Source organism: Emticicia fontis (assembly GCF_054779675.1).
Window position 1 is genome coordinate 695,297 of sequence record NZ_BAAGXU010000037.1, and the last position, 26,813, is coordinate 722,109.

Annotated in this window: 24 protein-coding genes; 11 read left to right on the top strand and 13 right to left on the bottom strand. The window is 40.2% G+C overall.

What is annotated here, in order from left to right; translation table 11 throughout:
• Positions 1–13 precede the first annotated feature (13 nt).
• The 8 genes from ACYVFA_RS18860 to ACYVFA_RS18895 all read right to left on the bottom strand — a co-directional run bounded on the left by ACYVFA_RS18860 (position 14) and on the right by ACYVFA_RS18895 (position 9,064).
• Complete coding sequence (locus ACYVFA_RS18860; RefSeq protein ID WP_460473404.1) at positions 14–1,171, bottom strand: ABC transporter permease; 1,158 nt, start codon at positions 1,169–1,171, stop codon at positions 14–16.
• A gap of 36 nt (positions 1,172–1,207) precedes the next feature.
• Positions 1,208–2,461, bottom strand: coding sequence for an ABC transporter permease (locus ACYVFA_RS18865; RefSeq protein ID WP_460473405.1), 1,254 nt, complete (start codon positions 2,459–2,461; stop codon positions 1,208–1,210).
• A 178-nt stretch (positions 2,462–2,639) separates the two neighbouring features.
• Positions 2,640–3,305, bottom strand: coding sequence for an ABC transporter ATP-binding protein (locus ACYVFA_RS18870; protein WP_460473406.1), 666 nt, complete (start codon positions 3,303–3,305; stop codon positions 2,640–2,642).
• 155 nt (positions 3,306–3,460) lie between these two features.
• Entirely contained in the window at positions 3,461–4,927 is a 1,467-nt protein-coding gene (locus tag ACYVFA_RS18875; protein WP_460473407.1) for a TolC family protein, read from the bottom strand.
• Positions 4,928–4,966: 39 nt separating this feature from the next.
• Positions 4,967–6,214 (bottom strand): efflux RND transporter periplasmic adaptor subunit, encoded by a 1,248-nt coding sequence (locus ACYVFA_RS18880; protein ID WP_460473408.1) that lies wholly within the window; start codon positions 6,212–6,214, stop codon positions 4,967–4,969.
• A 259-nt stretch (positions 6,215–6,473) separates the two neighbouring features.
• Positions 6,474–7,214: an Ig-like domain-containing protein gene (locus ACYVFA_RS18885; RefSeq protein WP_460473409.1), complete on the bottom strand. Its 741-nt coding sequence runs from the start codon at positions 7,212–7,214 to the stop codon at positions 6,474–6,476.
• 3 nt (positions 7,215–7,217) lie between these two features.
• The gene (locus ACYVFA_RS18890; protein WP_460473410.1) at positions 7,218–7,568 is read right to left on the bottom strand and encodes a hypothetical protein; all 351 of its coding nucleotides are present in this window, start codon (positions 7,566–7,568) and stop codon (positions 7,218–7,220) included.
• Between the two features lie 11 nt (positions 7,569–7,579).
• The gene (locus ACYVFA_RS18895) at positions 7,580–9,064 is read right to left on the bottom strand and encodes a hypothetical protein (protein WP_460473411.1); all 1,485 of its coding nucleotides are present in this window, start codon (positions 9,062–9,064) and stop codon (positions 7,580–7,582) included.
• A 455-nt stretch (positions 9,065–9,519) separates the two neighbouring features.
• Here ACYVFA_RS18895 and ACYVFA_RS18900 point away from each other — a divergent pair, with 455 nt between their 5' ends.
• Positions 9,520–9,903: a VanZ family protein gene (locus tag ACYVFA_RS18900; RefSeq protein WP_460473412.1), complete on the top strand. Its 384-nt coding sequence runs from the start codon at positions 9,520–9,522 to the stop codon at positions 9,901–9,903.
• Between the two features lie 159 nt (positions 9,904–10,062).
• Here ACYVFA_RS18900 and ACYVFA_RS18905 read toward each other — a convergent pair whose 3' ends face one another.
• The 3 genes from ACYVFA_RS18905 to ACYVFA_RS18915 form a co-directional block, all read right to left on the bottom strand.
• Entirely contained in the window at positions 10,063–11,583 is a 1,521-nt protein-coding gene (locus ACYVFA_RS18905; RefSeq protein WP_460473413.1) for an NHL repeat-containing protein, read from the bottom strand.
• A 324-nt stretch (positions 11,584–11,907) separates the two neighbouring features.
• Positions 11,908–15,090 carry a leucine-rich repeat domain-containing protein gene (locus ACYVFA_RS18910; protein WP_460473414.1) on the bottom strand — a complete coding sequence of 1,061 codons (3,183 nt, stop codon included), beginning with the start codon at positions 15,088–15,090 and terminating at the stop codon, positions 11,908–11,910.
• Between the two features lie 245 nt (positions 15,091–15,335).
• Entirely contained in the window at positions 15,336–16,121 is a 786-nt protein-coding gene (locus ACYVFA_RS18915) for a hypothetical protein (RefSeq protein ID WP_460473415.1), read from the bottom strand.
• Between the two features lie 123 nt (positions 16,122–16,244).
• Between ACYVFA_RS18915 and ACYVFA_RS18920 the strand changes: the two genes are divergently transcribed.
• The 6 genes from ACYVFA_RS18920 to ACYVFA_RS18945 all read left to right on the top strand — a co-directional run bounded on the left by ACYVFA_RS18920 (position 16,245) and on the right by ACYVFA_RS18945 (position 22,377).
• Entirely contained in the window at positions 16,245–16,514 is a 270-nt protein-coding gene (locus tag ACYVFA_RS18920; protein WP_460473416.1) for a hypothetical protein, read from the top strand.
• A gap of 71 nt (positions 16,515–16,585) precedes the next feature.
• The gene (locus tag ACYVFA_RS18925) at positions 16,586–16,804 is read left to right on the top strand and encodes a hypothetical protein (protein ID WP_460473417.1); all 219 of its coding nucleotides are present in this window, start codon (positions 16,586–16,588) and stop codon (positions 16,802–16,804) included.
• Positions 16,805–17,027: 223 nt separating this feature from the next.
• Positions 17,028–17,291, top strand: a complete 264-nt coding sequence (locus tag ACYVFA_RS18930) for a hypothetical protein (protein ID WP_460473418.1) — start codon at positions 17,028–17,030, stop codon at positions 17,289–17,291.
• The gene (locus tag ACYVFA_RS18935; RefSeq protein WP_460473419.1) at positions 17,278–17,523 is read left to right on the top strand and encodes a hypothetical protein; all 246 of its coding nucleotides are present in this window, start codon (positions 17,278–17,280) and stop codon (positions 17,521–17,523) included. Before ACYVFA_RS18930 ends, ACYVFA_RS18935 begins: the two co-directional genes overlap by 14 nt.
• A gap of 936 nt (positions 17,524–18,459) precedes the next feature.
• The gene (locus ACYVFA_RS18940) at positions 18,460–19,521 is read left to right on the top strand and encodes a hypothetical protein (RefSeq protein ID WP_460473420.1); all 1,062 of its coding nucleotides are present in this window, start codon (positions 18,460–18,462) and stop codon (positions 19,519–19,521) included.
• Positions 19,522–19,611: 90 nt separating this feature from the next.
• Positions 19,612–22,377: a COR domain-containing protein gene (locus tag ACYVFA_RS18945; RefSeq protein WP_460473421.1), complete on the top strand. Its 2,766-nt coding sequence runs from the start codon at positions 19,612–19,614 to the stop codon at positions 22,375–22,377.
• Positions 22,378–22,530: 153 nt separating this feature from the next.
• On the opposite strand, the gene add is transcribed toward ACYVFA_RS18945, so the two are convergent.
• Positions 22,531–23,550: an adenosine deaminase gene (gene add, locus ACYVFA_RS18950; RefSeq protein ID WP_460473422.1), complete on the bottom strand. Its 1,020-nt coding sequence runs from the start codon at positions 23,548–23,550 to the stop codon at positions 22,531–22,533.
• 214 nt (positions 23,551–23,764) lie between these two features.
• Between add and ACYVFA_RS18955 the strand changes: the two genes are divergently transcribed.
• The gene (locus ACYVFA_RS18955; RefSeq protein WP_460473423.1) at positions 23,765–24,406 is read left to right on the top strand and encodes a Crp/Fnr family transcriptional regulator; all 642 of its coding nucleotides are present in this window, start codon (positions 23,765–23,767) and stop codon (positions 24,404–24,406) included.
• A gap of 20 nt (positions 24,407–24,426) precedes the next feature.
• Here the strand turns inward: ACYVFA_RS18955 and ACYVFA_RS18960 are convergent, their stop codons facing one another.
• A complete protein-coding gene (locus ACYVFA_RS18960) occupies positions 24,427–24,822 on the bottom strand; it encodes a DoxX family protein (RefSeq protein WP_460473424.1) in 396 nt (131 codons plus the stop codon).
• 147 nt (positions 24,823–24,969) lie between these two features.
• On the opposite strand from ACYVFA_RS18960, the gene ACYVFA_RS18965 reads away from it, so the two are divergent.
• The 3 genes from ACYVFA_RS18965 (at position 24,970) to ACYVFA_RS18975 (ending at position 26,787) form a co-directional block, all read left to right on the top strand.
• Positions 24,970–25,278: a winged helix-turn-helix transcriptional regulator gene (locus tag ACYVFA_RS18965; RefSeq protein WP_460473425.1), complete on the top strand. Its 309-nt coding sequence runs from the start codon at positions 24,970–24,972 to the stop codon at positions 25,276–25,278.
• Positions 25,279–25,455: 177 nt separating this feature from the next.
• Positions 25,456–25,857: a hypothetical protein gene (locus ACYVFA_RS18970; RefSeq protein WP_460473426.1), complete on the top strand. Its 402-nt coding sequence runs from the start codon at positions 25,456–25,458 to the stop codon at positions 25,855–25,857.
• 183 nt (positions 25,858–26,040) lie between these two features.
• Positions 26,041–26,787: a hypothetical protein gene (locus ACYVFA_RS18975; protein ID WP_460473427.1), complete on the top strand. Its 747-nt coding sequence runs from the start codon at positions 26,041–26,043 to the stop codon at positions 26,785–26,787.
• Positions 26,788–26,813 lie beyond the last annotated feature (26 nt).

Genomic DNA, 26,813 nt, shown 5'->3' on the forward strand with positions numbered 1-26,813 from the left:
TAAAATCCCTTATCTATTCCTCATGCAAGGCAACGGCCGGATAAATCTCTGAGGCTTGTTTGCTTGGGAATAGGGCGCAGGCTATAACCAGGATATAAATCGAGACTACCGCCAGTGCAATGCCCATTACGTACACGAAGGCGTCGATGTCAAAGACATTCAGCAATGGGAACTGGATGGCAAAGAACAAACCCAGAATAATGCCAAAGGTAGTGATAACAGCGGTTTCGCCTACGAAATGCCATAAGATATGGCTTTTGGTGGCACCAATGGCGCGGCGAACACCGATTTCCTGTTTGCGACGGCTGATAGTCTGGAATAATACACCGAAAAGACCGAGTGCCACATTGAAAATCAGGAAGCTGCAAACAATGAACAATATCAGAATGGGTACCCAGATGAGGCGGTTTTTGTTGTCTTTCATATTATCGAGGTGCTGTACTTCTACCGACCAGTCTTTGCCCAGTTTTACTAAATCTTTTGAGATTCTGGCTTCGGTTTCTACGGTTGTGCCGGGTTTTACGCGCACGAGCATATCCGTCGGCCATGCTTCCAGGGGTTGTATCAAACAGGCAGATTCTGGCTGGAAATCGTTTTCAAATTTGAAATGACTCATGATACCTATTACCTGACGTCTGCCGTCATTTTCTCCGATAATCTTACCCAACGCATTTTCGTTGCCAAACAATTTATCTTTCAGAAACTGTGTGATAATCACCGGTTTGATTTTCTGCACTTTGTCGCCTTCGGTAAACCAGCGGCCTTCTGCCAGTTTTAGGTTCAGCACCGCAGGATAAGTCGGGTCAACGCTCATCATTTCGGTCATCGACTCATTCTTTTTATAATTATACTTATTGTTTGACGAACTGAAACTATAAGGCATATTGCTGGAACTGAACGAAAAGGCCTCGATTTCGGGGTATGTTTTGAGTTTCTGGCGAACCAGATCACGATAGATATTTTTGAGGCTATCGTTATCGGTATTGAAATCGATGAATACCGCCCATACGTTTTCGTGGTCGATGCCAGATGGTTTGGAATAATTGCGGTAATTATACACGCTCAGACTCCACACGGCAAATAATATCAGAAAGGATACGAAGATTTCGAGCATCATCAGAAAGTTGCTCTTTTTCTTCTTCCATATTAGTTTAAAAAGATGTTTTAACATAATTGTAATGATTTGAATGTGATTGGTTATGCGCAATTATTCTCCGCCTTTCAGGGCATTGACCACCTGCAAACGAGACATACGCCAGGCCGGATAAACGCCGGATAGCAATCCGAAAACCAGACTTACGATAACAGCTACCATGAAAACCTTCCAGTTAATGGTGAGGTCGGCATAGTCAATCATTCCACTGGTATTGATAAAATAAATGACACCTACCGATAGAATCAGGGCTATGAAGCCGCCTATGAGTGTAAGGATGATATTTTCGATAACAAACTGATAAGTAAGTACTCTGGAAGAAGCGCCAAATGCTTTGCGGATACCGATTTCGGAAGCGCGCTCCATAATCCGGCTGATATTGACATTGACCAGATTAATAGCAGGCAACGACATGAACAACAAGGCAAAACCGATGAGTGCCATATAGAGATAGTGTACTTTGGTGTCGCCATCTGAATGCGTAAACTGACTCAGAAACGAACCCACAAAGGTATCAGCTGTTGAGGTGACTTTGTTGGGTTTAAACCATTTATCAGGGCTTGTCAAAGGTAATTTTTTTATAATAGACTGATATTCGGCTTTGATTTTCGGGAAATCAGCTTTATTTCTGGCCAATAAAAGTGCCACATAATTACCTCCCAGACGTTCCTGCGTCTGGTCTCTTTTGGCTGTATTATAAGGTAGATATACATCAGATGCCACATAAATACGTGTAATCGGGCAGCCACGCACCACACCAATGATGCGGTAATTGACATTGTCTAACTCTAGTGTTTTACCCACAACCGACACGCCTTTGCCGAAGTATTTATCACGCGTATCATCATTAATTACCACCACGAAGTCGTTGTTGTCGATGTTTTGCTTGGTATAGGGTTTTCCCTCTATAAAATCAAAACTGGTAACATTCCAGAAATTGGCATCGGTATGCTTAAACATCAGTTTTATTTTATTCTGATTGGCATAAGCGTTTAAGGTATTCGGATAGGTTGCGTAAGCAATCATCTCTGGGGTTGTCATTTTCAAGACATAATTCTTGATAAAATACAGACTCACCGGAGAGCTGTTCATACCCTGTTGGGTGGTATCCTGCAATACCATTTTTTCGACGTAAAGCGAGCGTTCGCGGTTCATTTCAGGATAACCCGCCGAAACGAGATGGTCGATGAACGAAGTAATGACAACCAGTATCAACAAGGTGAAACTGATACCAAAGAGGCTGATGAACGTGAAGAATTTCCGACGTTTCAAGACAGCGAATGTTATTTTTAGATAATTCTTTAACATGAGAGATAATATTTATTGAGTGATTGAGTGAATTAGTGATTGAGTGATTATTTTGAATTAGTGAAAAGTGGATATTTAACTTTGAATTTTTTGCCATGATGTACACAAATAGGCACAATGGCGCACAATCGTTCAATAATTAATCACTCAATCACTCATTCGCTCAATCACTAAATTCTTACATTACCTGCGTGCCATCAAATAGTCTTACCAATCTATTTGTTTTCTTGGCCATGTTTTCGTCGTGAGTTACCATTACGATGGTGGTGCCGTCATTCTTATTCAAACCAATCAGGATATCCATGATTTCGTTGCCCATGGCGCTGTCGAGGTTTCCGGTAGGCTCATCGGCTAGTATAATTTCAGGTCTGCCAACAATGGCACGGGCAATGGCTACGCGTTGTTTTTGTCCACCGGATAATTGGGTTGGATAGTGTTTCATACGGTTGCTTAAGCCTACTTTTTGTAAGGCTTCTGTTGCCAGTTGGGTGCGCTCACTCGCTGATGAAGAACGGTAGAGCAGGGGTAATTCTACGTTATCCAGCACAGGTAAATCATTAATCAGGTGATAGCTCTGGAAAATAAAGCCTAGTTTCTGGTTGCGGAAATGCGCCAGTTTTTTATCAGAAAAACCGCTGATAGTCTCGTTGTCTACCGTAATTTCTCCTTTGGAAGGTAAATCTAAGAGACCCATGATGTTGAGCAGGGTACTTTTGCCACAGCCCGATGGCCCCATAATAGACAGAAATTCTCCTTTGCCTACTTCAAGGTTAATTTCATTGAGGGCGAGGGTCTCGATGGTACTGGTTCGATAAACTTTTTCGATGTTTTTTAACTTGATCATAATTGTATTTTATTTAATGAGTTAATGCTTTAATTGTGAATTGCGAATGGTGAATTAGTGAATAGTACGGGAATTATGAGATAATAGATCATTGTATTACGTGGTACACAATCGTGTATATTGTGGCAAATTATTATTCGCTAATGCACCATTCACTAATTCGCCATTTCCCCCAATATCTTCCGATTCTTTTCAAAATCATAAAGCGTCAGGTACCTTAATTGATAGTGTGTTGACCAATAGTCTTTCAGGGCGTTTATGTAATCTCGTTTGGCCTGGTCTTTTTCCTGAAAGGCTATACTTAAATCGGTGATACTCAGGTTGCCTAATACATACCGGTCTTGCGCTATCTGATATTTTTCGGAGGCAATACTATCGGCCTGAGCGGTCAGGCTTAGCTGATTCCTCAACATTTCAAAAAGTGTTACCTGCGTGTAAATTTCCTGCCTGAACGTCTGTTTCAATTGCTCAACCGTATACTCTGCCAGTTTTTTCTGGGCTTCGGCTGTTTTGGTTCTTGATTTAGAGCGTCCCCAATCAAGAATCGGGATGTCTAACTGCAATTGTACTGATTCCTGACTCTGGGGTTTCTGGTACAATTCTGGTATCCGCAAACCTGTGTTTGAGAAGCCAAGAGTGGCCGTGAGCGTCATATTCAGACCATTATCGCCGATGGCTTTAGACACCGCGCGGTCGGCCTCCAGAATCAGGCGGCGGAACGAAATGGCATCCGAGCGGTTTTCAAAAGCCTGTTCCAAGGCAATCTGGTTAGAGATTGGGATGGCTGATGTTTCGGCAGGGACTTGCAGTTCTAATCGGGTATCTGTCTGTAAACCTATATAGGCTTTTAGATTCAGGGTGGCAATTTCTAAATCACGTTTGGCTGTACCAATGGCCTTTTGAGCTTTGAGTGATTCGAGCTGCAATTGCAGGATTTCGTTGCGGGTGGTTTTGCCGATTTCGTATTTCTCATTGGCTATTTTTACAATCGTTTCTGTGTTGGCAAGATTGGTTTCGGCAATTTGCAGATTCACTTGTGCCAGCAATAGATTGAAGAAATATTCGGTTGACTTTACGGCTATTTTCTCCAGCGATTCGATAAAAACCTGACGGCTTTCGTCGTATTTCAGGGGCTCGATTCTCTTATCCCATTTCATGGAATTGAACCGGAGAATGGGTTGTGAATAACCTATGGCAAAGGGCGTACTGTTATATAAGGTGTTTTTTCGGGCAAAATCATCGAATCGTTGCAATTCGGTGGTGGCATAGATTTGTCCACCTGTTTGCATCACCGATTGACTTAAAGACAAGTTGAGTGAGGAATTGTTATAGCGGACAGGCTGGAACTGAATGGTGCCATCAGGCTGCACCACCTGCACAAACGAGCGGGTAAAGGCCGGCAGATTTCCGTTTAAAGTCAACTGTGGTTTATAGTTCGACTGAAACGTGCGCCACTCCCAATACTTGGTTTCTTTGGTGGTGGATGCCTGCCGCGCTGCAATAGACTGTCCTTTGGCCATTTCCACCACTTCTGGCAGCGTCAGGCGGGTAATGCCTTGTGCCTGCGAGGTGTAGGTATGGGTCAGGAGGTATAAGAATAGTATGTAAATGAGCTGTTTCATAATTGGGTAATCGCGAATGGTGAATTAGCGAATAGGTGTCTACTTGATTTCTAATTCTTTGGTGTTTTTGTATTCGCTTAAATCTGAGATAATGACTGTTTCGCCAGGTTTGATACCTTCGATGATTTCTACGTAATCGAAGTTGGCTAAACCCACCTTAACTGTCCGTTTTTCGGCTTTGCCGTCTTTTCTCAGCACAAAAACCTCTTGCATAGATGCTCCCTTAAATGCCGGGCCATTGGCTACACGCACTACATTTTGTTGAGCAGCTGTAATCAGATAAACCTCTACTTTCAGTTTGGGGCGAAGCAGGTCGGTGCTTTTGCTATTGAGTGCCACATCGAAACTCAATACATTGTTTTGTACGGATGGCTGAATATTGGTCAGGCTGCCGCGCAGTTGGGTATCGTTGATGCGGATGATGACAGGCATCCCGATTTTTACCTGCGTGGCATAATTATCAGAGATAGAGCCGATGATTTTGAAACTGCCCAAATCGGCCAGGCGTGCCAGAATTTCGCCCTCTGATACCTTCGAACCCAGGTTTTTGTTGACATACGTCAGCACTCCGGGACGGTTGGCGATTATATTGGCTTTTTGTAGTTTGCTCTGGTATTCCATCAACTGTTTTTCCTGAATCTGTGCCGAAAGTTCCGAATCCTTAATGTCAGCACGCATGGTTTGCTGCTTGATTTTGAGGTCGTTTTCGAGTTGTTTTTTCTCGAGCTCGGCAATGCGGAGGTTCATTTCTGCTGTTTCGATGGCTTCACGGGTACCACCTCCGGCCTTTTGCAGACGTTTGGCATTTTCTACATCGGCTTTCAGGCTAGAGATTTTCATGGCCTTGATAGAGTCGTTGATTTTGAGGTCGTAGAAGCTCTTGTCTAAATCAAGGCGTAGTTTGACTACTTTGTTTTTCTTGAGTTCGACCTCATCTTTTTCTTTGTCGAAAGTCAGTTGAGTGGCTTCTTTGTCTAGTTCCAGAATCTTCTCTCCGGCTTTTACGGTGGTTCCGGCATCGAGTAGCACTTGCTGAATAACGGCGGTAATAGGGCTGGTAATGACCTGCTCAAACTCCGGCTGTACTTCTCCCGAAGCCGTGAGGGTGTTTTCAACGGCTCCCATTTCGGCCACAGCCGTTCTGATTTCTGATTTACTGATAGAAGACAAGAGCGAGTGCCGCACCCACCAGACAATGAGGGCAATGGCTGCAAGCGCCACCACGGCAATCATCCAGTTTTTACTTTTCTGTTTCCGAACCTCTTGTATTGAGATTTCCTTATCCATAGCTTTTTCTAATTTTGTATGTGTTGAGGCTTATTGTATGTGTTCATTTTTGGAACAAATACAATATATCTCTTTCAATCAATGTGCCAATTAGTAATTGGTTGATTGTGAAGTGTTTATGTGATTTTGGATTTTGGAAAAGTGTCCGAAAATGGGACGGGGTGTGCGGTTTTGGGATGGGTGCATAAATAATTATGCCACGCCTTCTGGGTGAGATAAAGGCGTGGCATATATAATAAGCTTTTCAATGAAAGCTCATTTACGGTTCTATCTTAAAGTTAACGGGTGCTATTATTGGCTTTCCTGATGGATCAAAAGTTTTTACCTCTAAAATAAAATCTCCCTCAAGAAGAAAAGGATTGGCCACTGTAATGGTGGTCTTTTTATCCTCAGTACGGCTAACTAACGGATAGACTAAAGAATGAGGTGAGCTACTTGCAGGAATAATCCTATAAAATACTTCTACAGGGTCAGAGACCTGGCCTTTAAAAGGCTTGCGTGTTAAAGAAGTAGTAACAGTAATAGATTGAGTTGGTTTTATTACATAACTATCGGCTGTTGCTGCCAAGTCATTTGGTAAGGCCGGAATAAATTCTACTATATTTTCGATGCTAAAAGTTTTAATTTTAGCTGTAATTTTTGCTTTGCCGGGCTTTATACTTGTCAAACTAAAGGTGGCCAATCCGGAAGAATTGGCTAATACCGTATCTGAATCTTTACCGTTGGCAAAAACGCCTAAGCTTGTACTTACCTGTATTTCTTTGGCATCGTCGGCCGCTTCTTTGTTAATCTGGATAGTGAAAGTATGAGGTGTAACCCCATCTGCTTCCATAGTGCCAGAAGTCGCATTTATTAATGAAATAATGGAACCCAGCTTTATGCCTTCCTCAGTATTGAGTGCATATATGTCGTCTTCCTCATTTTTACAGGCCAGAAGTCCGGAGATAAAAATCAAAAGAATAACTGATAGTGTCTTGAAAAATCTGGGTTTGGATTTCATACCTTAATTAAAAATAATAAATGAATTAGTACTTGAGCGATTGCCGGCTTTATCAACTGCTTCCAGGCGTAAGCTACAAGCGATTGGACCGGGCATTGGCATAGGAAAATCAATTTCTACATTCCAAAGGAAAGTTTGTGGCGTTGTGCCAAAGGTTTCTTGTTTACTAATGCTTTTAACGTTGCTCTGACCTCTGACAAAAAAAGCATTGACCGAAGGGTCAATAAATAGGGTAAGTTTAACGGGGTTATCAATCAGATTGTCAATTATTCCAAAATAACTCATAGTAACTTTGGTTCTTCCACTAGGAAGAACTGAAGGCTGTGCTCTCAAAGTGTTTACGTCAAGTCCCATAATAGTATATTTTATTTAAAAAGTGAGTCACCGATTCCTCCGAACAAGGCTTTTGCGTCTAAATCGAAAGATAATGAAACAAAGGGTCTGAATGTAGGGTCGTATCTGTCTTTGGAAATCAAAGGGTTATTGTTATAGAGGTAATAACACATAACTCCACCGTTAATTTTCAGAAAACTAATGGGACGATACCCTACACCTAATAGCATACCCAGATTGCCTATTAAGCCTTTTCTGACATTATCTTTTTCTATCGAATTGACAGTTAATCCTATAAGTAAGGAAGTTGTTACACCCACATACTCCCATCCTTTTTTCAGATAGTTTCTAGGAGGGATACTTTTTTTAACGGGCCGAAAATATATATTCAGTCCACTATAAGGTACAAATCTATCCATATACCCGACATAGGCCAGGCCTATATCCAGATTGATGTGTGTTCTTGAATTTTCAACAAAATCCTGACTATAGGTGAAGGCAAATGCTGAAGCTTTATTGATGTGTAATACAATAACATTATTAATAACATCGGTTTTGTTAATCCACTTATCTATCAAACCAGGTATATTGTTTAGGATCGTTTCAATAGTAGTCTTTTTTACACTTACAGACCCAGGCAGGGAACCGCCAAATCCACTGAAAATATTATTTTTTGTTGTAATCAAATCTGCAAAATCTGTGTTGGTAGGTGATACAACAGTCCCCCAGTCAATTGATTGAAGTTGCTGTTCGAATTTGTTAATTTCTTTTAATATGTTCGCACTGTTGGCATGACCTGTTACGCTGGCATCAGTCTTAAGTGCACCTATCTTATCTTTTATTTCAAAGAGTTGTGAGGCAAAGTCGGTCAGTGCAAATAATTGAGGAACACCATCAATCGGTTTTAATTGATAATTAGGATTAATGCTCTTTACTATACTTTCGGTAGACCTGTTAAACTCGGTTTGAGCGAAACTTAAGTTGCCAAACATGGGTGTTGAACTCGCTAAGATGTCTTTACTTACTTTGTTAACAAAATCAGCAATTATGTCCTGCTCGGTTAATATATTCTTTAGCGCGTCTTTTTCTGCTTTGGTAAGCGTTGTTTGTCCTTCGCCCTTAAAATCAATAATATATGCAGTACTATGCTTTAATTCTTTATCAACGGCCACTACAGCTGTTGAGCCTGAAAATTGAATATCTCTGATTAATTTTCTTTCAAAGACCGGAGAAGTTGTAGTTGTTTTACTACCTCCTGATTTCTGTTTGATTGAAATAATTATTGAATTTATATTCTCTGGAATATCCTTAAGATTCATGTAAAAAACTTCGTCGAAAGTCAGCGGTTTATTATTGAACTTTCTTGTAGAAAAACTAAATTCGATTGTATTATCTGTTTCGCTTTGTGCTATACCAGTATTCACAAAAAGTAGATAAAATCCAATCAATAAAAATCCTTTGAATATCGGCTTGTTTATATGAGAAAAAATCATTGGCAATATAATTTTAAATAGCATAAATAGGTCGTTTGGCTTGGGCAATAAATGAGCAATTATTTGCGAAATTTTGCTGTTTTAGAAGGCATCTAATAAACCATTAAATATATACGGAATTATCAATACTCAAAAGGGGTTCTTATTTAACGGTTCCTGTTTTTTGACAATCTTCAAAGCTATATAAACATAGTTTGGGTATTGTTGAGATTTTATTTTAAATCTGAGATAAATCTACCCTTACTCTGCTTATTCATTGTTAAGTGTATTACTATCGCGAATGATTGAAGGGTCATTAAATGATTATTCCCCGATTCGGAATAACAGCGTTTATTGGGTATAACGACTTTGAATTATATACATTAAATCACTGACAATTTCAGACAAGAAAGTGCTCTTAAATGCGTAGTTTTATTCTATTAATTCGTACCTTAGTAAAATACTTACACTATCTTAGAGCGTATTATTATCAACACACTATGGAAATCAAACAAGGGCTTGTTACGTTGCTCTCTAGTAAATATTCAGCGATTTTTATTAGTACCTTGCTATTTTTGTTATTCTCTATGCCTACCAGGGGGATTAGCAGGACTATGGTGAGCAGCGGGATTAAAGTCAATGGGTATCTGGATAAGGTTGCGCATTTTGTGGCTTTCGCTGCGTGGGCGTTCTGCTGGCAGTTTGTGTTTAAAAACTATTGGCAGACTTTTTTGATAGGTATCGTCTATGGTATTCTGTTGGAAGTATGGCAGGATAAATTGCCGGGAAAATACAGAAGAACTTTCAGCTGGTATGATGGGTTGGCCGATGGACTGGGCGTAATAGCGGGCTTGCTGATGTATTATGTCATTCAGTTGTTCTGAGTGTTGGGTCTTCAGCTGATAGTAAAGCTTACGCGCTTCACGCATGATGCCGTGGTGTTTAGTCTATTTTCAGTTCTCTAGGTTTATGCGTGACACGCTCTTTTTCGGACGAGTATAGCCTACGCGGCCCGAGTGTGCCACGCAGGCCAACAGGAATAATTAATCTAATCTTACTACAAAAACGTCTGCCAGACCTTGGGAGGTTTTGGTGGTGCTGCCGAAGGTGGCTGTGCCGGCGTAGTAGCCTGTTGCATAGGCTTTTCCGGTGGTGTCGAGAGCTACGCCTAGGCCAAAGTCTTGCGCAGGGCCTCCGGCTGCTTGTGCTCCCTGACAAACGCCATTGGTATTGTATTTGGCTATGAAAATGGTTTCTGCTTGTCCGGTCAGTTGGGTGGTGCCGAAGGTGGCCGATCCTGTGAAATAGCCTGTGAGGTAGACGTTTGAGCCATTTGCGGCTACACTGAAACCTCCATCAAAGCCAGAGCCTCCGGCTGATTGTGCCCATTGTAAGGCTCCACTGGTATTATATTGGGCTAAAAAAATGTCGTAGCCTCCTGCGGAGCTGATATTGGTTGAGGCAAAGGTGGCGGTACCGTAATAATCGCCGGTGATGTATACGTTTGTACCATTGACAGCCACGCCCCGACCGTGATCATCGGCACTTCCTCCGGCTGATTGTACCCACTGAAAACTACCGCTGGTATTGTATTTGGCCAGAAAAACGTCGGTAAGTCCAACTGCGGTTTTGCTGGTGCCTCCAAAGGTGGCTGTGGCGGTATAATAGCCTGTCAGGTATAAATAGCCTGAATTATCGAGTGCGATGTCTTGTCCTTTGTCCTGATTGGCACCTCCGGCCGATTCCAGCCATTGGATATCACCGCCGGTATTGTATTTGACTATGAAAATATCGTTTTCGCCAGCGGCAGTTTTGTTGAAGGGGGGATTGCCGAATACGGCGTAATCAGTGTAGGTGCCTGTTACGTACACATTGCCGCTACCATCTATAGCTACGCCTGTGCCTTCGTCGTCTTGTTCTCCGGTGCCTACACGTACCCAGTCCAAGACTCCAGCGCTGGTGTACTTGGCTACAAAGGCTTCTTTGCCGCCTTGTCCGCTCAGAATGGTTTCTCCGAAAGTGGCATCAGCATGGTAATAGCCTGTAATATATACATTACCGTTAGCGTCTACGGCGACAGATTCGGCGAGGTCTTCGCCTTCTCCTCCGGCCGATTGAATCCATTGCAGGGCTCCGCTGCTATTGAATTTGGCTACGAAAATATCGACCGATCCGGCAGATGTTTTGGTAGTTGCATCGAATTTAGTGGTGCCGGTATATCCGCCTGTGACATAGATATTGCCATTGTTATCGACGGCGATGTCTTGCCCGAGGTCAGAACCGGTTCCTCCGGCTGAAATGAGGAGCGAGAGGCTGGAAATATAGGCTTTGGGGTCTTGAAAACTGCAAAGCCATTTGCCGTCAATGTAGACGCGTAAGCATTTGTTGGTGGTGTCGAAAGCTAAATCTCCTTCTTGTGGATTGGGTAAGGCCAGAATGGCATCATAACTTATGCGTGGATAAGCCAGGGCGGGTGTAATGCCACCGGGGTTGATTGTTACATTCTGAGCATAAACAGTGGTACAAAGCGCAAGTGCTACGCAGAGGTAGAGGATTTTTTTCATAATATAATAGGAATTGAAAGAGTGGAATTGATAATAGGTAATCTTGATATAAAATTAATAAATTATTAAGCAACATTACTACTAAATGCCGACAAATAAATTTTTGTTACCGATTGGAAGGGTTTTCTTGTAAGTGATTGATGGTTAAGGGTTTGTGGGAGGAGTTTGGAGGTGGTGTTCCGGTTGGTAAATTAATGGAAAGATGATGTTGGGGGTGGGGGGAGGTTGTGCCACGCGTGAGAAGTATAGGCTCTACTTGCCTGAAATAACGCGTGGCACAATTGGGAAAAGATATGAGCAAGCGACAGATTTTGCTCAGGTATATCAGCTATCTGCCTTAATCAATGTTTTGATTTGGTTAATCACATTCAGCCACATCTGATCTCTTTCGGTCTCCGAAAAATCCATAGGCTCTTCCTGACCTTTTGAGTTAACATAACTACTCCTTAGCCCTATAATTTTAACTTTGTCAGCATTAAAGTCACCCAGTTTTTTATCAGAAGTATGTGCACTATTGGCGATATTAATGGGAGTATTTATCCAGTCACAAGGTTTGATGATGATTGGTATAATCTTTTTGCCTCTTTTAAGTGCTCTAGGGATTTCTTCTTCATATATATAATGTACATTCAGAAAGTGTCGACTTACTAAACAGATAAAATAATCGCATTCGTCTATCTTCTGCTTTAATACTTTATCCCATTCAATACCTAATTCTAACTGGCGGTCGTCAAAGACCTCTACAAAATTTTCTCTTTTCAGGTTTATCAGATGTTCAATTAATTCATTTTTATAATCTTCATCAAATTTAGAATAAGAGATAAACAGCTTCTTCATAGAGCCAAAACGCTTGTTGGTAAAAACCTCGAAAGGTTTCACAGGCACATCGTTTTTTTCTATTAGCTTCTGTCCATCAGAAAAATATCCTACCACTACCCGCTCAGATTGTTTTTTCTTTGCCAGATCGGTGAATTTTACCCAATAATCATTCGCCAGCGAAATATATAAATCATCGGGTGTAGTGCCCTCCTCTTTAAATATTTCTAGGTATTCATCTTGGCTTCTTTGCCATTCGCCTACTTTTATTACTCCTGATTTATCAGGCAATAGTTCTTTATAAGCTACCGGCTTAAAGTGCCTGTACATAGCCATAATTACATAAAATAAATAGTAGGTAAAATGGTCAGTCTGGGCTTTGGTAACGTCGTTATCCTTAGATAAGATAAATACTTTTATCTCTAATAGTTCAAAATTAATATTAATGAGCACTTTGTAAGTTCCCTCAAAAGTAAAAAGAAACTGGTCTCTCCAGAATTTTTTGGTGTCAGGCTGGCTACCAAAAAAGCAAATCAGCTGATTAATCAGACCTATTGGCAAGAAATTCTTAAATTTCAGCTTAAAGTTTGGGTTGGTTAAGCCAAAGGTAAGTAAATCGTATTCCGCCTGATTGTCTTTCACAAGCGGTAAGAAATTAGGGATGATATATTCCTTTTTTTCATGTTCGAATATTACTTTCTGTTCTTCCAGTAGCGATAATATGTCTTTTGTTTTTTTATCTTTATCGAATTTTTCTTTAGGAATCCTGCCTTTGAATTCAGTAATCAACTCTTTTTTTAAGATGTTTGAGTGAATATGCTTTACCAGACTGGTTGGGTTTAACCAGACTTTGTCTATCTTTTCATAATAAAGAATTAAGCCCTGACTATGAAACTGCTTCAACTCAGTCCTTAAAGACTCCCTCCTTTCATCTTCTTCAGTCTTCTCTTTGGGAGTATATATTTTCAATAATTCATCAATGGTAGTGCTTTCTTCACCTTGTTTTGATAAGATATATTTATAAAAATCGATATACCATTGAGGCTCATTCCGTTCTCTCTCTTTTCGTATCAGTTCAATGAGTTCGTCTAGACACAATTTCAGATGGTCTAATATGTTCTTATTTTTATTGAGAAAAAAATCTTTCTGGGCTGTTTCATAATAATCGCCCTTGCGAAGTGAAGCATAAAACAGATTGTCAACCGATTTATCGACTGGGATAGCCTGAAAGTCCGCATTTTCTCCTTTTTCTGCATGAGACTGGATGATAAAAACGGGCTCGCCCGAACCCTTCAACACTTTATCAATTGATACGTGTTCTTCCGAAACTTTTGGTTTAGGGGCTTTTGTCTCTGTATCTACATCTTTCGGAAGTTTATCTGTCGCTAAGGGCTCTTCCGAAGCTTTTTGCTGAGGTTTGTTTAGATTTATTAAATGATAGTTTTTCTGAGCTAGCCAATAGTTTAGGTTAAAGTTTTGAATGGGAATCTTATCACTATCCGCCTTGCGCTCATTCGCATTGGTTTGTTTGTTCCATAATAGAAGATAGATAGAACCCTTGCTCAGGAAGACTTTATAAATGCCATGGTAATAATCCTGGCCTCCGAAATCGAAAAACAATGCTCCGGGAATACCCTCTTCTACGTTATAAGATTTAATATTCAGAATATGAGTACTATCCCCATCATAATCAAGATTATTCTCGAGTAGAAAATGCAGAAGACTGGATTTGCCACTGCGATGATTGCCTAAAATAATTATTTTAACAGGAAATTTTACGGCATAAGTCTTTTCTTTTTCCCGATTGAGGATATTCATAACAATCTCCAGATGATTATCAAAAGAAGGCAGATTAAGACTATATCTGTCTACAAAAGGGTTGCTGTTAATTCTTAAATTAACAAGGCTGGCAATTCCATGCAAGGCGCTAGCCGACTGAATCTCATTATGACTAATATCTAAAGATTCTAATTGAGGGAGTTTTTCTAAAGAGCTGATTTCCTGAATCTGGTTATTACTGAGGTCTAAAGTTTTTAATCGATTGAGTTTTTTTAAAGAACTAATATTATCAATCCGGTTATTGTAAAGATTTAAATGTTCTAATTGAGTCAGTCTTTGTAAATACCCGATGTTCTCAATTAAATTCTTGCTAAGATTTAGATTAGATAGCTGATTGGGCTTTTGTATATAATCAAGATCGCGAATTTTATTAGCACTCAGATTCAGATTAGTTAACAGAGGGGCTTTTTCTAAAAAATAAAGCTTCTGAATCTGATTATAGCTCAGGTCTAAAAACGTTAAATAACTGGGTCTTAACGAAAGAGTCATCTCCCGAATTAAATTATTGCTTAGATCCAGATGAGTAAAATGTTCTTTGTCAATAAGTTTTTCTAAAAAACTACAATCCTCAATCTGGCAATCACTAAAATGGAGGGATGTCAATTTCGGTAGCTTTATTAAATCTTTTAATTCGTCTCCATTAAATCTATTCGGTGAGTTTATGTTTTTGGTTGTGAGCCGTGTTCCTGTGCTACTATCATGATACTGAACCCCCAGATTTAAGTTTTCTAACCATTGGCAGTCCCATAATTGCGGAGGTAAAGTATTTTTAAGATTGCAGTTCCCCAAATCCAGAAAGGGGTTTTTCGTTTTTTTATTTTCTTCAATTAATCGTACAGCTAATTCAGACATAGCAAGGTAGGTAGGTTTGATAAGATTAGATCTTTCAAAAATAGGGATTTTATTTGATAGGTAAGGGTGCCGTAGAATAAAAAAAATAACATTAAAGGTTAATTTAATGCTGTGGAGTTTAGCTGAGTCGCACGCGGTGGCCTACTTTTTTTCAGACGAGTATAGCCCTGGAGTTAATTTAAGACCGCTGAGTTTATCCGTGCCACACGCTTTTATGGACGAGTATACGTGTGACACGGAGGCCGTTAAAATATCCTCTTCAAAACCCTGAAAATACGGGTTACTTCTCTCAATGATAAATCGAAATCGGCGTATTCGGGGCTGGGGTTGCGGGAATGGCAGGTGATGATGCCCTTTGATTTGTCGATGGCTACGATGTCTTTAAACAGGATGTTGCGCTCGGTAAGTAAGACCCAGCCGTAGCCGTATCGGTCTATTTTGAGTCCGCCATCCATCCAGAGGTTTTTGTCTACTTCGCGGCCCAGAACAATGGCTTTGTCGGGGGTGTCGGTGAGCTTACCGCCGTTCATCGAATCTCCGTACACTTTAAAGGCCAGGTGAAACGCCGGATCAAATTTCTCGACCACAAATGTCACCAGCCTGTCACTTTCATAAATGCGGGCTTCGGTCATTTCGTCGAGATACCGCGCATAGGCTTCATGGTTCAGCAAAGGCACTTCTATGATTATTTCGCCGTCTACGCGTGTAAAACGGTTTCCGTGTGTGTTGATATACTCCTCCAAAATTTCATTCGCATCTGCAGTGGCCTCGGCGGCATCTGCCTTATTCAGTTCAATGGTATTCTTTTTTATCCGCTGAATCCTGCCCGGCTTTTGTGGACTAAGCTCGGTCATAAATGCCTGAATTTTGTCCACAAGCTCGTCTGTTAGATTCCGTTCGCCTTTATACAGTTTGTACAACAGGCTGGTCGAAATCCCTAATCCGATAGCTACTTCTTCGGTTTTCAGGCGTTCATTTTTCTGGAATTCAATAAGGCTAACGACCTTATTGTCAATACTTTGGGTTTTCATAAGTAATGATGCTGAAAAATTGTACAAAAAAATTGTACAATTTGTTGAATTTTGTACAAAAGTACCGTACATTTGTACAGTTCAATTGAAAATATGTATCGCAATACAAAGCAAATAAAAAAAATGGACAACACAAAACCTTATCATTCAATTAATATGATTGCGCTACCGGCCGGTGTTCGGGAGATGTATCATACACAATTAGCGAAGTGCAAAGGTGGCAAAGAAAAGGCTGTGGTTTTCTCGGGTGTGAGTCGGTATTCGTATTACCTCGTGATGAGGGGCGGCCTTGCCAAGCGCTCAACAGTGCAGCGGGTAGTGAGTGCCAACCTGAAAGTGATTAAATTATTTATTGATGCTGAAGCCAGTAAGTGCATGAGTATAGCCACATAGACTGATAGCTGTTTCTGCTATTGGGCCACAGCATCTGACGAGATTGAATCCACACAACAAAAACTAAATCCATGCAAGTACCTGACGAACAATTGCTGTTGGTGATGGTATTGCTGCAATGTCTGCTGGCGCTAATTCTGGTGCTGGCAGTGCATTTCGGCAAGCCTGATGCCATGCCCGCAAAAGAGCATTATTCCGAAGGTTTTGATAAGGGTTCTTTCCGCGACTTATGGCTCTTCGGGCTTATTCTACTGCTTTTTATTATTGTTTCTGGGGTTTGTTTGGGGTGAGACTGATAGAGGGTATTTGCTCCTTCTATGTGTGGTTTCGATGTCTTTATTTAAGGCTTTGCCCTGAATACATTTATTTGATTGCAAGTCTCTTGGAGACGAATCGCAATCGCGCGGCGAACCGATCGTCTCTACGGAAGCAAATCATTTTTTTAATTGTGATTACCGCGAATGCTGTGCGCGGGAGAAATTTTATAAACAAAATATCCTATATAAATAACAAATGGAATCAACAGAAGAAAAAATTAACGCCTTAACCCCAGGCGACGAGGTGATTATTCACTCAAAACCAATTGTGGTGCATGGCACTCAACCACTGCCCGAACGGGGGCACTTTCTGCAACACCGGTTTTCGGAATCTGACAAGCATCCGCTCTGGATCGAGATTCTTCAGGAGCGTGATTTCCGAAAAATCACGATGACTTTTCCGCTGGCTAATATTCAATCCATTACTGTGATTAATCAATATGCTGATGTCGAACTATAAAATTGCCAAATCGCTGAAAGAGGGGCAACTGGTGAATATCATCACTACTTTGAAAAACGCCTCGAATCAGAACAAGGAGTTCTTCGGAACATTCGTGAGGTTTGAAGCGCATGGGTCAAACTATACCATCATCATCAAACGAAAGACTGATTTTACGAGTGTGTGTAATAAGGCAGTATATGAGGAATTAAGGGTGGGCGGGGAGAGTATTTTTAAGATTAACAAGTATTAGGGGGGACGAATGGTGAATTAGCGAATGGTGAATTGGAGGATGCCACACTTTAGAACCCATTGAAGGCTTATTCATGGCTTGGTATTATTTAACTAACAAACTACTCATTCTTCATTCGCTAATTCACCATTCACTAATTCGCCATTTAAAAATTCTCAATTCAACACATGAATGGTTATATTCTCTCAAGGCGCTGGTTTGACTGGGCTTTTGAAAACCCCGACCTCAATACGCCTACACATACCGCGCTGTTTATGTGGGTGATAGAAAAGTGGAACCGGCTGGGACAAAAAGAAAAATTTGGTTTGCCGTCGTCAGAGGCGATGGAGGCATTGGGTATTCATAGCATTACGAGCTATAAGAAAGTATTTAATAATCTGGTGGAGTGGGGCTTTATTGAGGTGATTCAGGAGAGCAAGAATCAGTATTCGTCAACCATAATTGCCCTATCGAATTTCGATAGGGCACCCAATAGAGCACTGGACAAAGCATTGATAAAGCACCCCATAGAGCAAGAGCAGAGCACACAGGAGGGCACTGTGACTATAAATAAACAAGAGAATGAAGAAACTACTGAATTATTAAATCAGGAAAAAGTGAATGCGGCCGAAACTGACGTTTCTGTGGCTGTTGTGGAAGTGGGGTTTGATGAAGCATTAGTTGAAGAATTGAAAAATGCGTCACCGCCACAATCGAAAATGGTGAAAGCGTCGGGTAGTAGTATTGATTTCGAGGAAGTGTGGAACTTATATGACAAAAAATTGGGCGACAGGCAGCGATGTGGGAAAAAGTGGCGATTGCTGAGCGATAAAGAGAGACACCTGGCGTGGGAGCATATTCCGAAGTATGTGCTGTCGACACCCGATAAGAAATACCGGGCAAATCTGGAAACGTATCTGAATCAGAAAAGATGGAATAACGAAATCATTCAAACGCATGCAAAATCAGGAAACAGAGCTTCCTCAGCTTCCGCCGCATCGGCGAAACCATTCCTCGAAAAACCCCGAATTATTGGCGGAGACCCCGTACGCAAAAATATTTTCGGAAAAGAAGAAAAAAGTGGCTGAGGCGGTGTTGCCTGAGCTTAAAAGAATACTTGTGGCGGAAGCTAAAACACAGGGTATTATGGTGGGAACCTTTTTGGATAAACTCTTTGCGACCCTGGCGCAGGATTTTGCCGGAAACTTCTATTATCAGGTAGCCTGCACGATTGATGAGCAGAAAAAAGCGGAGGAGCGCCGCCGCTATGAGGAAGAACAAAGAGAGCGAATGGAGGCGCTAAAACCCCTGCAATTGAGCTTTGAGGACTTCAAGACGACGATTATTGCCAAATGGCGGTCGATTGTGATGCAGGAAGATACCCGCGCCGGGTTTGCCATCGACCAGTTTTGCTCCACAGAATTCAGCCGGTTGCTGGACTATTTTTATGGACACAGCAGCCGTGAATATAACAGCTATCCTGGCGCGCATAAAGGTGGCGCTTCTGGGGAGCGCCTTTCTGAGAATACCATTGAAAACAGTTCTTTAGGGCTTGATACCCGCAAGGGTTTTCTGCTGATGGGGCCGGTGGGTTGCCGGAAAACTTCGATGATGCGGGCGTTTCAGAATAATCCGTTTGCGTCGTTCAGAATTATTGAGGCGCAGGATATGGTGCAGGCCTATAAGGAAGCGGGCGACATGGCTTTTAATTATTTTCATATCACCGATAAGCGCAATAAGTTCGGGCATGAGTCGTACGAAATATGTATCGACGAAGTGGGACGGGAAGAACGGAGCGTGATAGCCAAAGGCGCGTCTTTTGCCTCGACCCATATCAATTTTATAGAAGAGTATATTTTCAGGCTCTATAAGAATCCACGGCGGGTGCATCTGATTACGAATGCCACGAGCTATGATGATCTGGTAAAAACGTATTCAGAGGCAGCAGCGAGCAGGTTATTGAAGTTGTTTAATGTAGTGATTTTTCCGGAGAATAGTCCGAATTATCGGTTGGTTTGAGGAGGATGAATATTTATTTTCAAACTATTCCGAATAATGAGGGAAGTTTTTATTTTTGGGGAATTGCTATATACTTAAAACTGTTTTGTTATGTCTGAATCAGCCTTAGAGTTAATTAGAGAAAATAAAAGAACTCAGAATCCTGTTTTGTACTTGAATTTTGAGCGGCTTAGAGTTGATATGCTTAGAGAAATAGAAAACCATACATGGCTGAAAGAGTTGAACCTTGGTTCCAATCAAATTCAAGATATTAAATTTTTAGCAAACCTGCACCAATTGAGGTCTTTAACTCTTAGCAGAAATCAAATTCAAGATATTAGTTTTTTAGAGAACTTGAGCCAATTACAGTCTTTATATATTGGTTTCAATCAAATTAGGGATATTCGATTTTTAGAAAAAATGAACCAATTGGAGTTTTTAGATCTTAGTTCTAATCAAATTCAAGATTATAGTTGCTTGGAAAAACTGTCCCAATTACAGTTTTTAAACCTTAGTTCTAATCAAATTCAGGATTATAATTTTTTAGAAAAGTTGACCAAGTTGGAGTTTTTAAACCTTGGTACTAATCAAATTCAGGGTATTCGATTTCTAGAAAAACTATCTCAATTACAGTTTTTAGACCTTAGTAATAATCAAATTCAAGATATTAATTTTTTACAAAATCTCACAGAGTTGAGAACCTTGTACCTTAACCAAAATCGAATTCAGGATATTAAGCCCTTATTCCCTCTAATTAAAAAAGGATTAGAAGTAAATTTAAATGAGCATGGAATTGGTGAAATTCACTTATACAAAAACCCAATTACCAGTCCTCCTTTAGAAATTATCAAACAAGGAAAAGAAGCAGTTATTAACTGGTTTGAAGCTTTAGAACAACAAGGTGAAGAAATGGTTTATGAAGCCAAACTCATGATTATTGGTGATGCTGGTTCTGGTAAGACCTCTTTGGCTACTAAACTTAAAAATTTAGACGCAAAGTTACCTGATAAAATAACAGAAACAACAATTGGAATTGAGATAAGTCCTTGGTCTTTTGAAGCCAAAGCAAATAAACCTCATTTTAAGGTAAATATATGGGACTTAGGTGGACAAAAAATTTACCATCCACTCCATCAATTATTTTTTACACAAAGAAGTCTGTATGTACTAGTGTCTGATGGGAGAAATGACACGGATGAAAACGATTTGACGGATTTCTGGATTCCTGCTCAGGAATTGTTAGCGAAAAATAGCCCTATGCTTATTTTGTTCAACAAACATGGTAATATTCAAGCAAATATGGCTTTTCGTAACTTTCAGTTGAAATATCCTAATATTAAAGGTGATTTAGCCGTCGTTGATTTATTGAATGAAAGACAGAATACTGCTGATTTTATTGCCGAAATAGAAAAGTATATGCGCGGGTTACCTCAGTTTGTAAGAGGTGAAACACTACCTAGACTATGGGCTAGAATTAGGGAAGTTATTCATCAGAGAGAGGAAAATTATATTTCTTTACAGGAGTTCAGAAATATATGTATTAGTAAAGATTTAAATGAATATGAGAAGCAGGATTTCCTAAGTGATTATCTGCATGATTTAGGTATTATTCTACGTTTTAGAGACGATGCCCTACTTAATAAAATGATTTTTCTCAATCCGCAATGGGCTTTGGATGCTATCTATAAAGTGCTCGATCATACACGTGAGCATAATAATGGACTATTTACTAAAGATGAATTATTAAGTGTTTGGGAAAGACCAGAATTTAATGATGTACAAGATGAGTTATTGGCTTTGATGCTTAAATTTGAATTATGTTATAAAACAAGTGAATCGATGGAACAATATTTAGTTCCAAGTCTTTTATCTAAAGACTTACCCAAGGGTTTTGAATGGGATAAAGAAAAAAGTGTCTGCCTGTATTACGAGTATGATTTTATGCCGAAAGGAATTATTAGCCGATTAATTGTTAGATTAAATCGACTCATTGATAAGGAAAGTAAGTTTCTTTGGAGAGAAGGCGTAATTTTTGAAGATAAAGGAAGAAATGTATGGTTATCAAGGCCAAATAAAAACCGAATTGAAATTTATGCTAAAGGGTATAAACCATCCTATCTGATTAACCTCATTACAGATGAAATTGATGAGATTAACAGCAAATATTATTTTTCAGAACGTAGCAAACCTAGAAAATATGTGCCTTGTATTTGTGAAGCCTGTAAAAACAGCAAAAAACTGACTTTTTATGATTATGGAAATTTAATAGAAAGAGATAGTCTAAATAAGAAGACAATTGAATGTGGCAATCCACCATATCATGAGGTAAATGTAAAGGAACTTTTAGAAAATGTTGAAAGTAAAGAATTATCGGATTTAAAGCCTATGAAGAAAATATTTGTCTCCTATTCTAAATTTGATGACGTGTATAAGGAGGAGTTTAAACAACATATGGTAACTTTAAAAAGACAAGGATTAGCCGAAATTTTTGATGATAGGCAAATAGAGTTAGGCGTTCAATGGGATGATATATTGAAACAAAAAATTGATGAATGTGATTATTTTGTTTGTTTGATTAGTAGGGGATTTTTGAATGTGGATTATATTTATGAGGATGAAATACCTAGGGCTATTAAACAAGGTAAAAGAATAATTCCTGTTATCATTAAACCTTGCGAGTGGATGAATACACCTATCAAAGGTACTAATTTGACATTTGGAACTCTTAATGCTCATAATAAAGGAATGGCCATTAGCTTGCTAGAAGATTATACAAATGGAAGAGTTGCACCTAGAGAATATACTGAAATAGAGAGGGATGCTATGTGGGTAGGGGTGGTAAATGCCATCAAGGGGCTTATTGTGAAGGATAAGTAGGCTTGGGGCGTAGAGCTATTTTGGAGTTTGACCATCTTTCCCCTGCTAACCGTGCCACCCCCTTTCTAGTGCGAGTATAGGGGTGACACAGTGCTTGTTAACGCACTACTTCGCTTATCTGGACGGTGGGGAGGACGTTGGTGTATTTTGAGACTATTCACTATACGCCGCCAGCAATTTTTTCCGCAATTTGGCTTTTTTATCTTCTGATATAAAGGCGTGTTTTACGGCTTCGAGATTGCAGCGGAGAAACTCTGCTTTCTTCCAGCCGAAGAGGCGTTCAAGGGTCTCGTATTCGTCTTGTAATGTGACATTTGATATGGCTCTGGCATCGGTGTTGATGCTCATCGAAACGCCGCTTTTATAAATTTTATCGGCCGGGTGCTGCGATATATCTGCAATCACGTTGGTTTGTACATTGCTGGTGGGGCATATTTCGAGATGAATGTCTTCCTTTTTCAGGAAAGCCAGCAAGTCAGGGTCTTCCACGCTTCTTACGCCATGACCAATGCGTGACGGATGCAGGTGTTTCAGTGTTTCCCATACACTCTCAGCGCCTCTGGCCTCTCCGGCATGTGCGGTTACGTTGAGTTGATTTTCTTTGGCATATACAAAGGCCGCCACATGGTTATCGATGGGATAACCAGCTTCGTCGGCAGCTATATCAAAGCCAACTACGTGGGTTCCTTTGAATTGCTCTACCAGTTTTACGGTCTGCATACTTTGCTGCGCTGTATAATGTCTGAGTGTGCACAAGATGATACCCGCCTCGACACCCGTCTGGGCTGTGCCTTCTTTTACGGCATCATTCACGGCGCTCACTACCTCTTCGGGGCTTAAGCCTTTTTCGATGTGTAGCAATGGGGCAAAGCGTATTTCGGCATAGATTACGTTGTCTTTTTTCAGGCGTTGCATCAGGTCGAGCGTTACCAGACGGAGTTGTTCTTTGGTTTGCATCAGTTCGAGGCTTTTCATGGCGCGCTTGATGTAGTCGGCCAGATTATGGCATTTGGCCGGTGCAATAAACGACTCTTTATATTCGGCATAGCTTATGTGGGGAGCAATCTGGTGCACTACCTCATAGCTCAGCGAACAATCGAGGTGGAGGTGCAGCTCTACTTTGGGTAATTGGGCATAATCGGTCTTTTTTACGCTGAACAGTGGGAGCATCATATACCCCGCAATAGAAAAAAACATTTTAAACATCATACATTCTTTAATCTTTAAAAATCAGGAACTGGTGTCGGAAGGGTTCCTGTATACCTTCATCAAAGGCTGTGGTGGATTCTATCAAAAAAGCCTCTTTTTTTTATCTTTGCCCTTGAATGATACAAAGGTCTTGGTATTTGGAAAGTATTAAAAGGACATTTGTCCCGACACAAAGAAAATGATACGATACAATAGCGATTTACTGAAACTGATTTCGGAACTGGCTCAGACAGAGCAGGTGATTATTGAAAAAGCCTATGCGCCGAATGAGACCATTATTCTGCAAGATGAAAGGATATTCTATGTATACGTGTTGAAGAGCGGGGTGGTTAAATGCTATATTACCGAAAACAACGGGAAGGATTTTATACTGGAGTTTCTGGGTGAAGGAGAGATTATAGGCGAATTGGAGGTATTGAAAAAGACCACAAGCCTATCGAATGTGGTGAGTATTACGGAAGTAAAGATGTATAGAATACCTAGCGGATATTTTATGGAAATGCTGAAAAAATACTGGGATTTCAACGAACTGGTGTTGAAAGCCCTGGCTACCCGCCTGATTCAAACGGCCAGCCGGGCATCCTATCAGCAAAATTATCCGCTCGAATATTCTATATTGAAACTGGTTTATTTGTTTTCCAATCAGCCGCTCAAACTCAGAAAGGTTGATCTGGCTGATTATCTGGGTATCTCTACCCGTAGCCTCAACCGCACTTTGTTGTCGCTCTCTAACCAGAACATTATCCATACCGAAACGATGGATTTGCTGGTAGAACCACAAGCGATTTTACAATTGCTGAACTCGTTTGACAGAGGTTGAGGCATTGATGCCTCATTGCTTTATACTTGCCTTTGGCCTCTTGCCCACGCAATAAATATAGCTAATACTAATACAAATAGATTAAAGCCTATCTGCGGGGCTTCTCCTCTTGAAATATGAAAGATACTGGCTGCTACCATTAATACGATGGTTCCGTAAGCAGCATAGGTAGTAAGCACGGGTTTTATGCGGAGTGCTGCGGGTAAAATCAAGCCCAGGCCAGCGAGTAAATCAAAGATGCCTGTTACCCTGGTGAGTGTCGGGTTATCGCCTGTCCAGGGCCACATTTCGGCTAGCTGATTGATGGGCTGGAATAGTTTCATGCCTGCTGCCCATACGAAAGTGAGTGCTAAGAGAATCTGACAAATCCAGGTGATTATGTTCAGGATTTTTGAGGGTTTCTGGTGCTGTTTCATAAAATACAATATTGCTTGTTTTTTTGTGCAAGATTACAGATATTTACTATCCATATGATAGTACTATCCTGATGGATAGCACTGTCAGAAATGATAGTATCACAAAAAACACGAGAAATGCTTAAAAATGGTACGTGTCCTAAGAGTATGCTTTCAATTAAAGATGCACTGGAAGCACTCGAGGGGAAATGGAAACTGTTGATATTGTTTACTTTATCGACAGGGCCGAAACGCTTTAAACAGCTAACTAAAGAGGTAATCGGGATAACAGACAAGACTCTTTCGAGAGAATTGAAGAATCTGGAAGCCAACGACCTCATCAAGCGGGAAGTATATGATACATTTCCGCCAACGGTTGAGTACTCTATCACCGAGCATGGATTATCGCTGGAAAGGGTGTTACAAGAACTTCATTTCTGGGGTCTATCGCATCGCAAGCAGGTGATTGGGAAGTAAGAGTTGAGTGATTGAGTGAATGAGCGATTGAGTAATTATCAAAAGTCAGATAAATTAATCACTCAATCACACATTCACTCAATCACAAAATAAATATCATAACCTAACCAGTTAAATACCCAAAAAGATGAAGTGGTATAATTTTTTAGTATTCACGATACGTAAATATTTCCACACATGAAGACAGACTATATAACCGAAAGAGCTTCAGATACTATATTATATACGTATCTGCTTTGCGCCTGTTGTGCTGCTGCTTCTTATTTTATGTTTAAAGGAATATACTTTGAAGCAGTTCTGCAAATTGTGATTCTGATTTTTCTGTTTACCTGCACACTGATAGCTATTAAAACGGCTTCAGTAGATGGGTTTTACCTGCCTCCGGTTGAGATACCGATGTCGAATAAACGTTGGGAGAGATGCATTGAATGGTGGAATAATCTGCCGGAAGATGAACTGACGACGAATATCCACAAATTAAAAACCATGAACAGAAAAAATGCCGATGCGCTTCTGAGAGCCTTCGAGCAACTGGAGCTTTTCGAGAAATGCTCAATTATTAAACGCGCGATTAGTTAAAAACGAAATGTATAGATGATGAAATCCACTCCTGATGGGGTGGATTTTTTTGTTTTTTGCCACTACGAAATGTGCTCTGAAATTCTATGGACGTTTAATTTATAGATTTTACAAATAATCTTAGTACTACGCAAGTAGGCTGCATAGTGATTAAATTATTTTGTGTAAAATCTTTATAATGAAATGAATACTACTACTCAATCAGCACTAAGTAAAGGCCAGTTGGCAGAAACTATTAAAGCTACTCTATCTCTGAATATAGCGGGATATGTATTTGTAAAGTCAAATGGTCGCTATTATTATTTCAAACGGGAATCACCTTTTCCCGGAGCGATAGATCTGATGGTTATTTGCGTTTATTTTACTAAAGGTGTGATCTCTTGCGAGCTACAATCAAGATTAGACCAAAAAATTGATAAGTACGTCGGAGGTTTTTTTGATAGACATACTTATTTGTTCAATAGCAAATCGGAAGTCTATAAGCAAACCGAACTTGATCCTTCTCAGGTATTTGATTCGAGTTATCGATTCAAAAAATCTGTGAAAGCCTTGAAGGCTACATTGTATGTCATGTTAGGAGATTTGTTCAGACAAGGAAGAAAATTTATTATTGATTGTGATAAACGATATTCGGAGCCGAAATTTTTGTGTGCACTGAATTTCGTTGAGCATCTTGAAAAGGATAAAGAGAAATTCAAAAAAGAATTGATAGAAGAGTGTGAGCGTATCAGGCAATCGAAATATTTTATACGACATCATTATATGCTAGAGCATCCTGATTATCAGGAATTAGTTATGCGATTAAATAGGATATATGAACCTTCTTCGAAGCCCTATATAGATAACCAATATTATGCTTACTCATTTCTGTTTGGCTACTATTTCGGACCTGTCCGGCGGGATAAGCGCAATCATCTGTCAGGTTCCTGAATGAATAATTTAATAATAGAATCTTT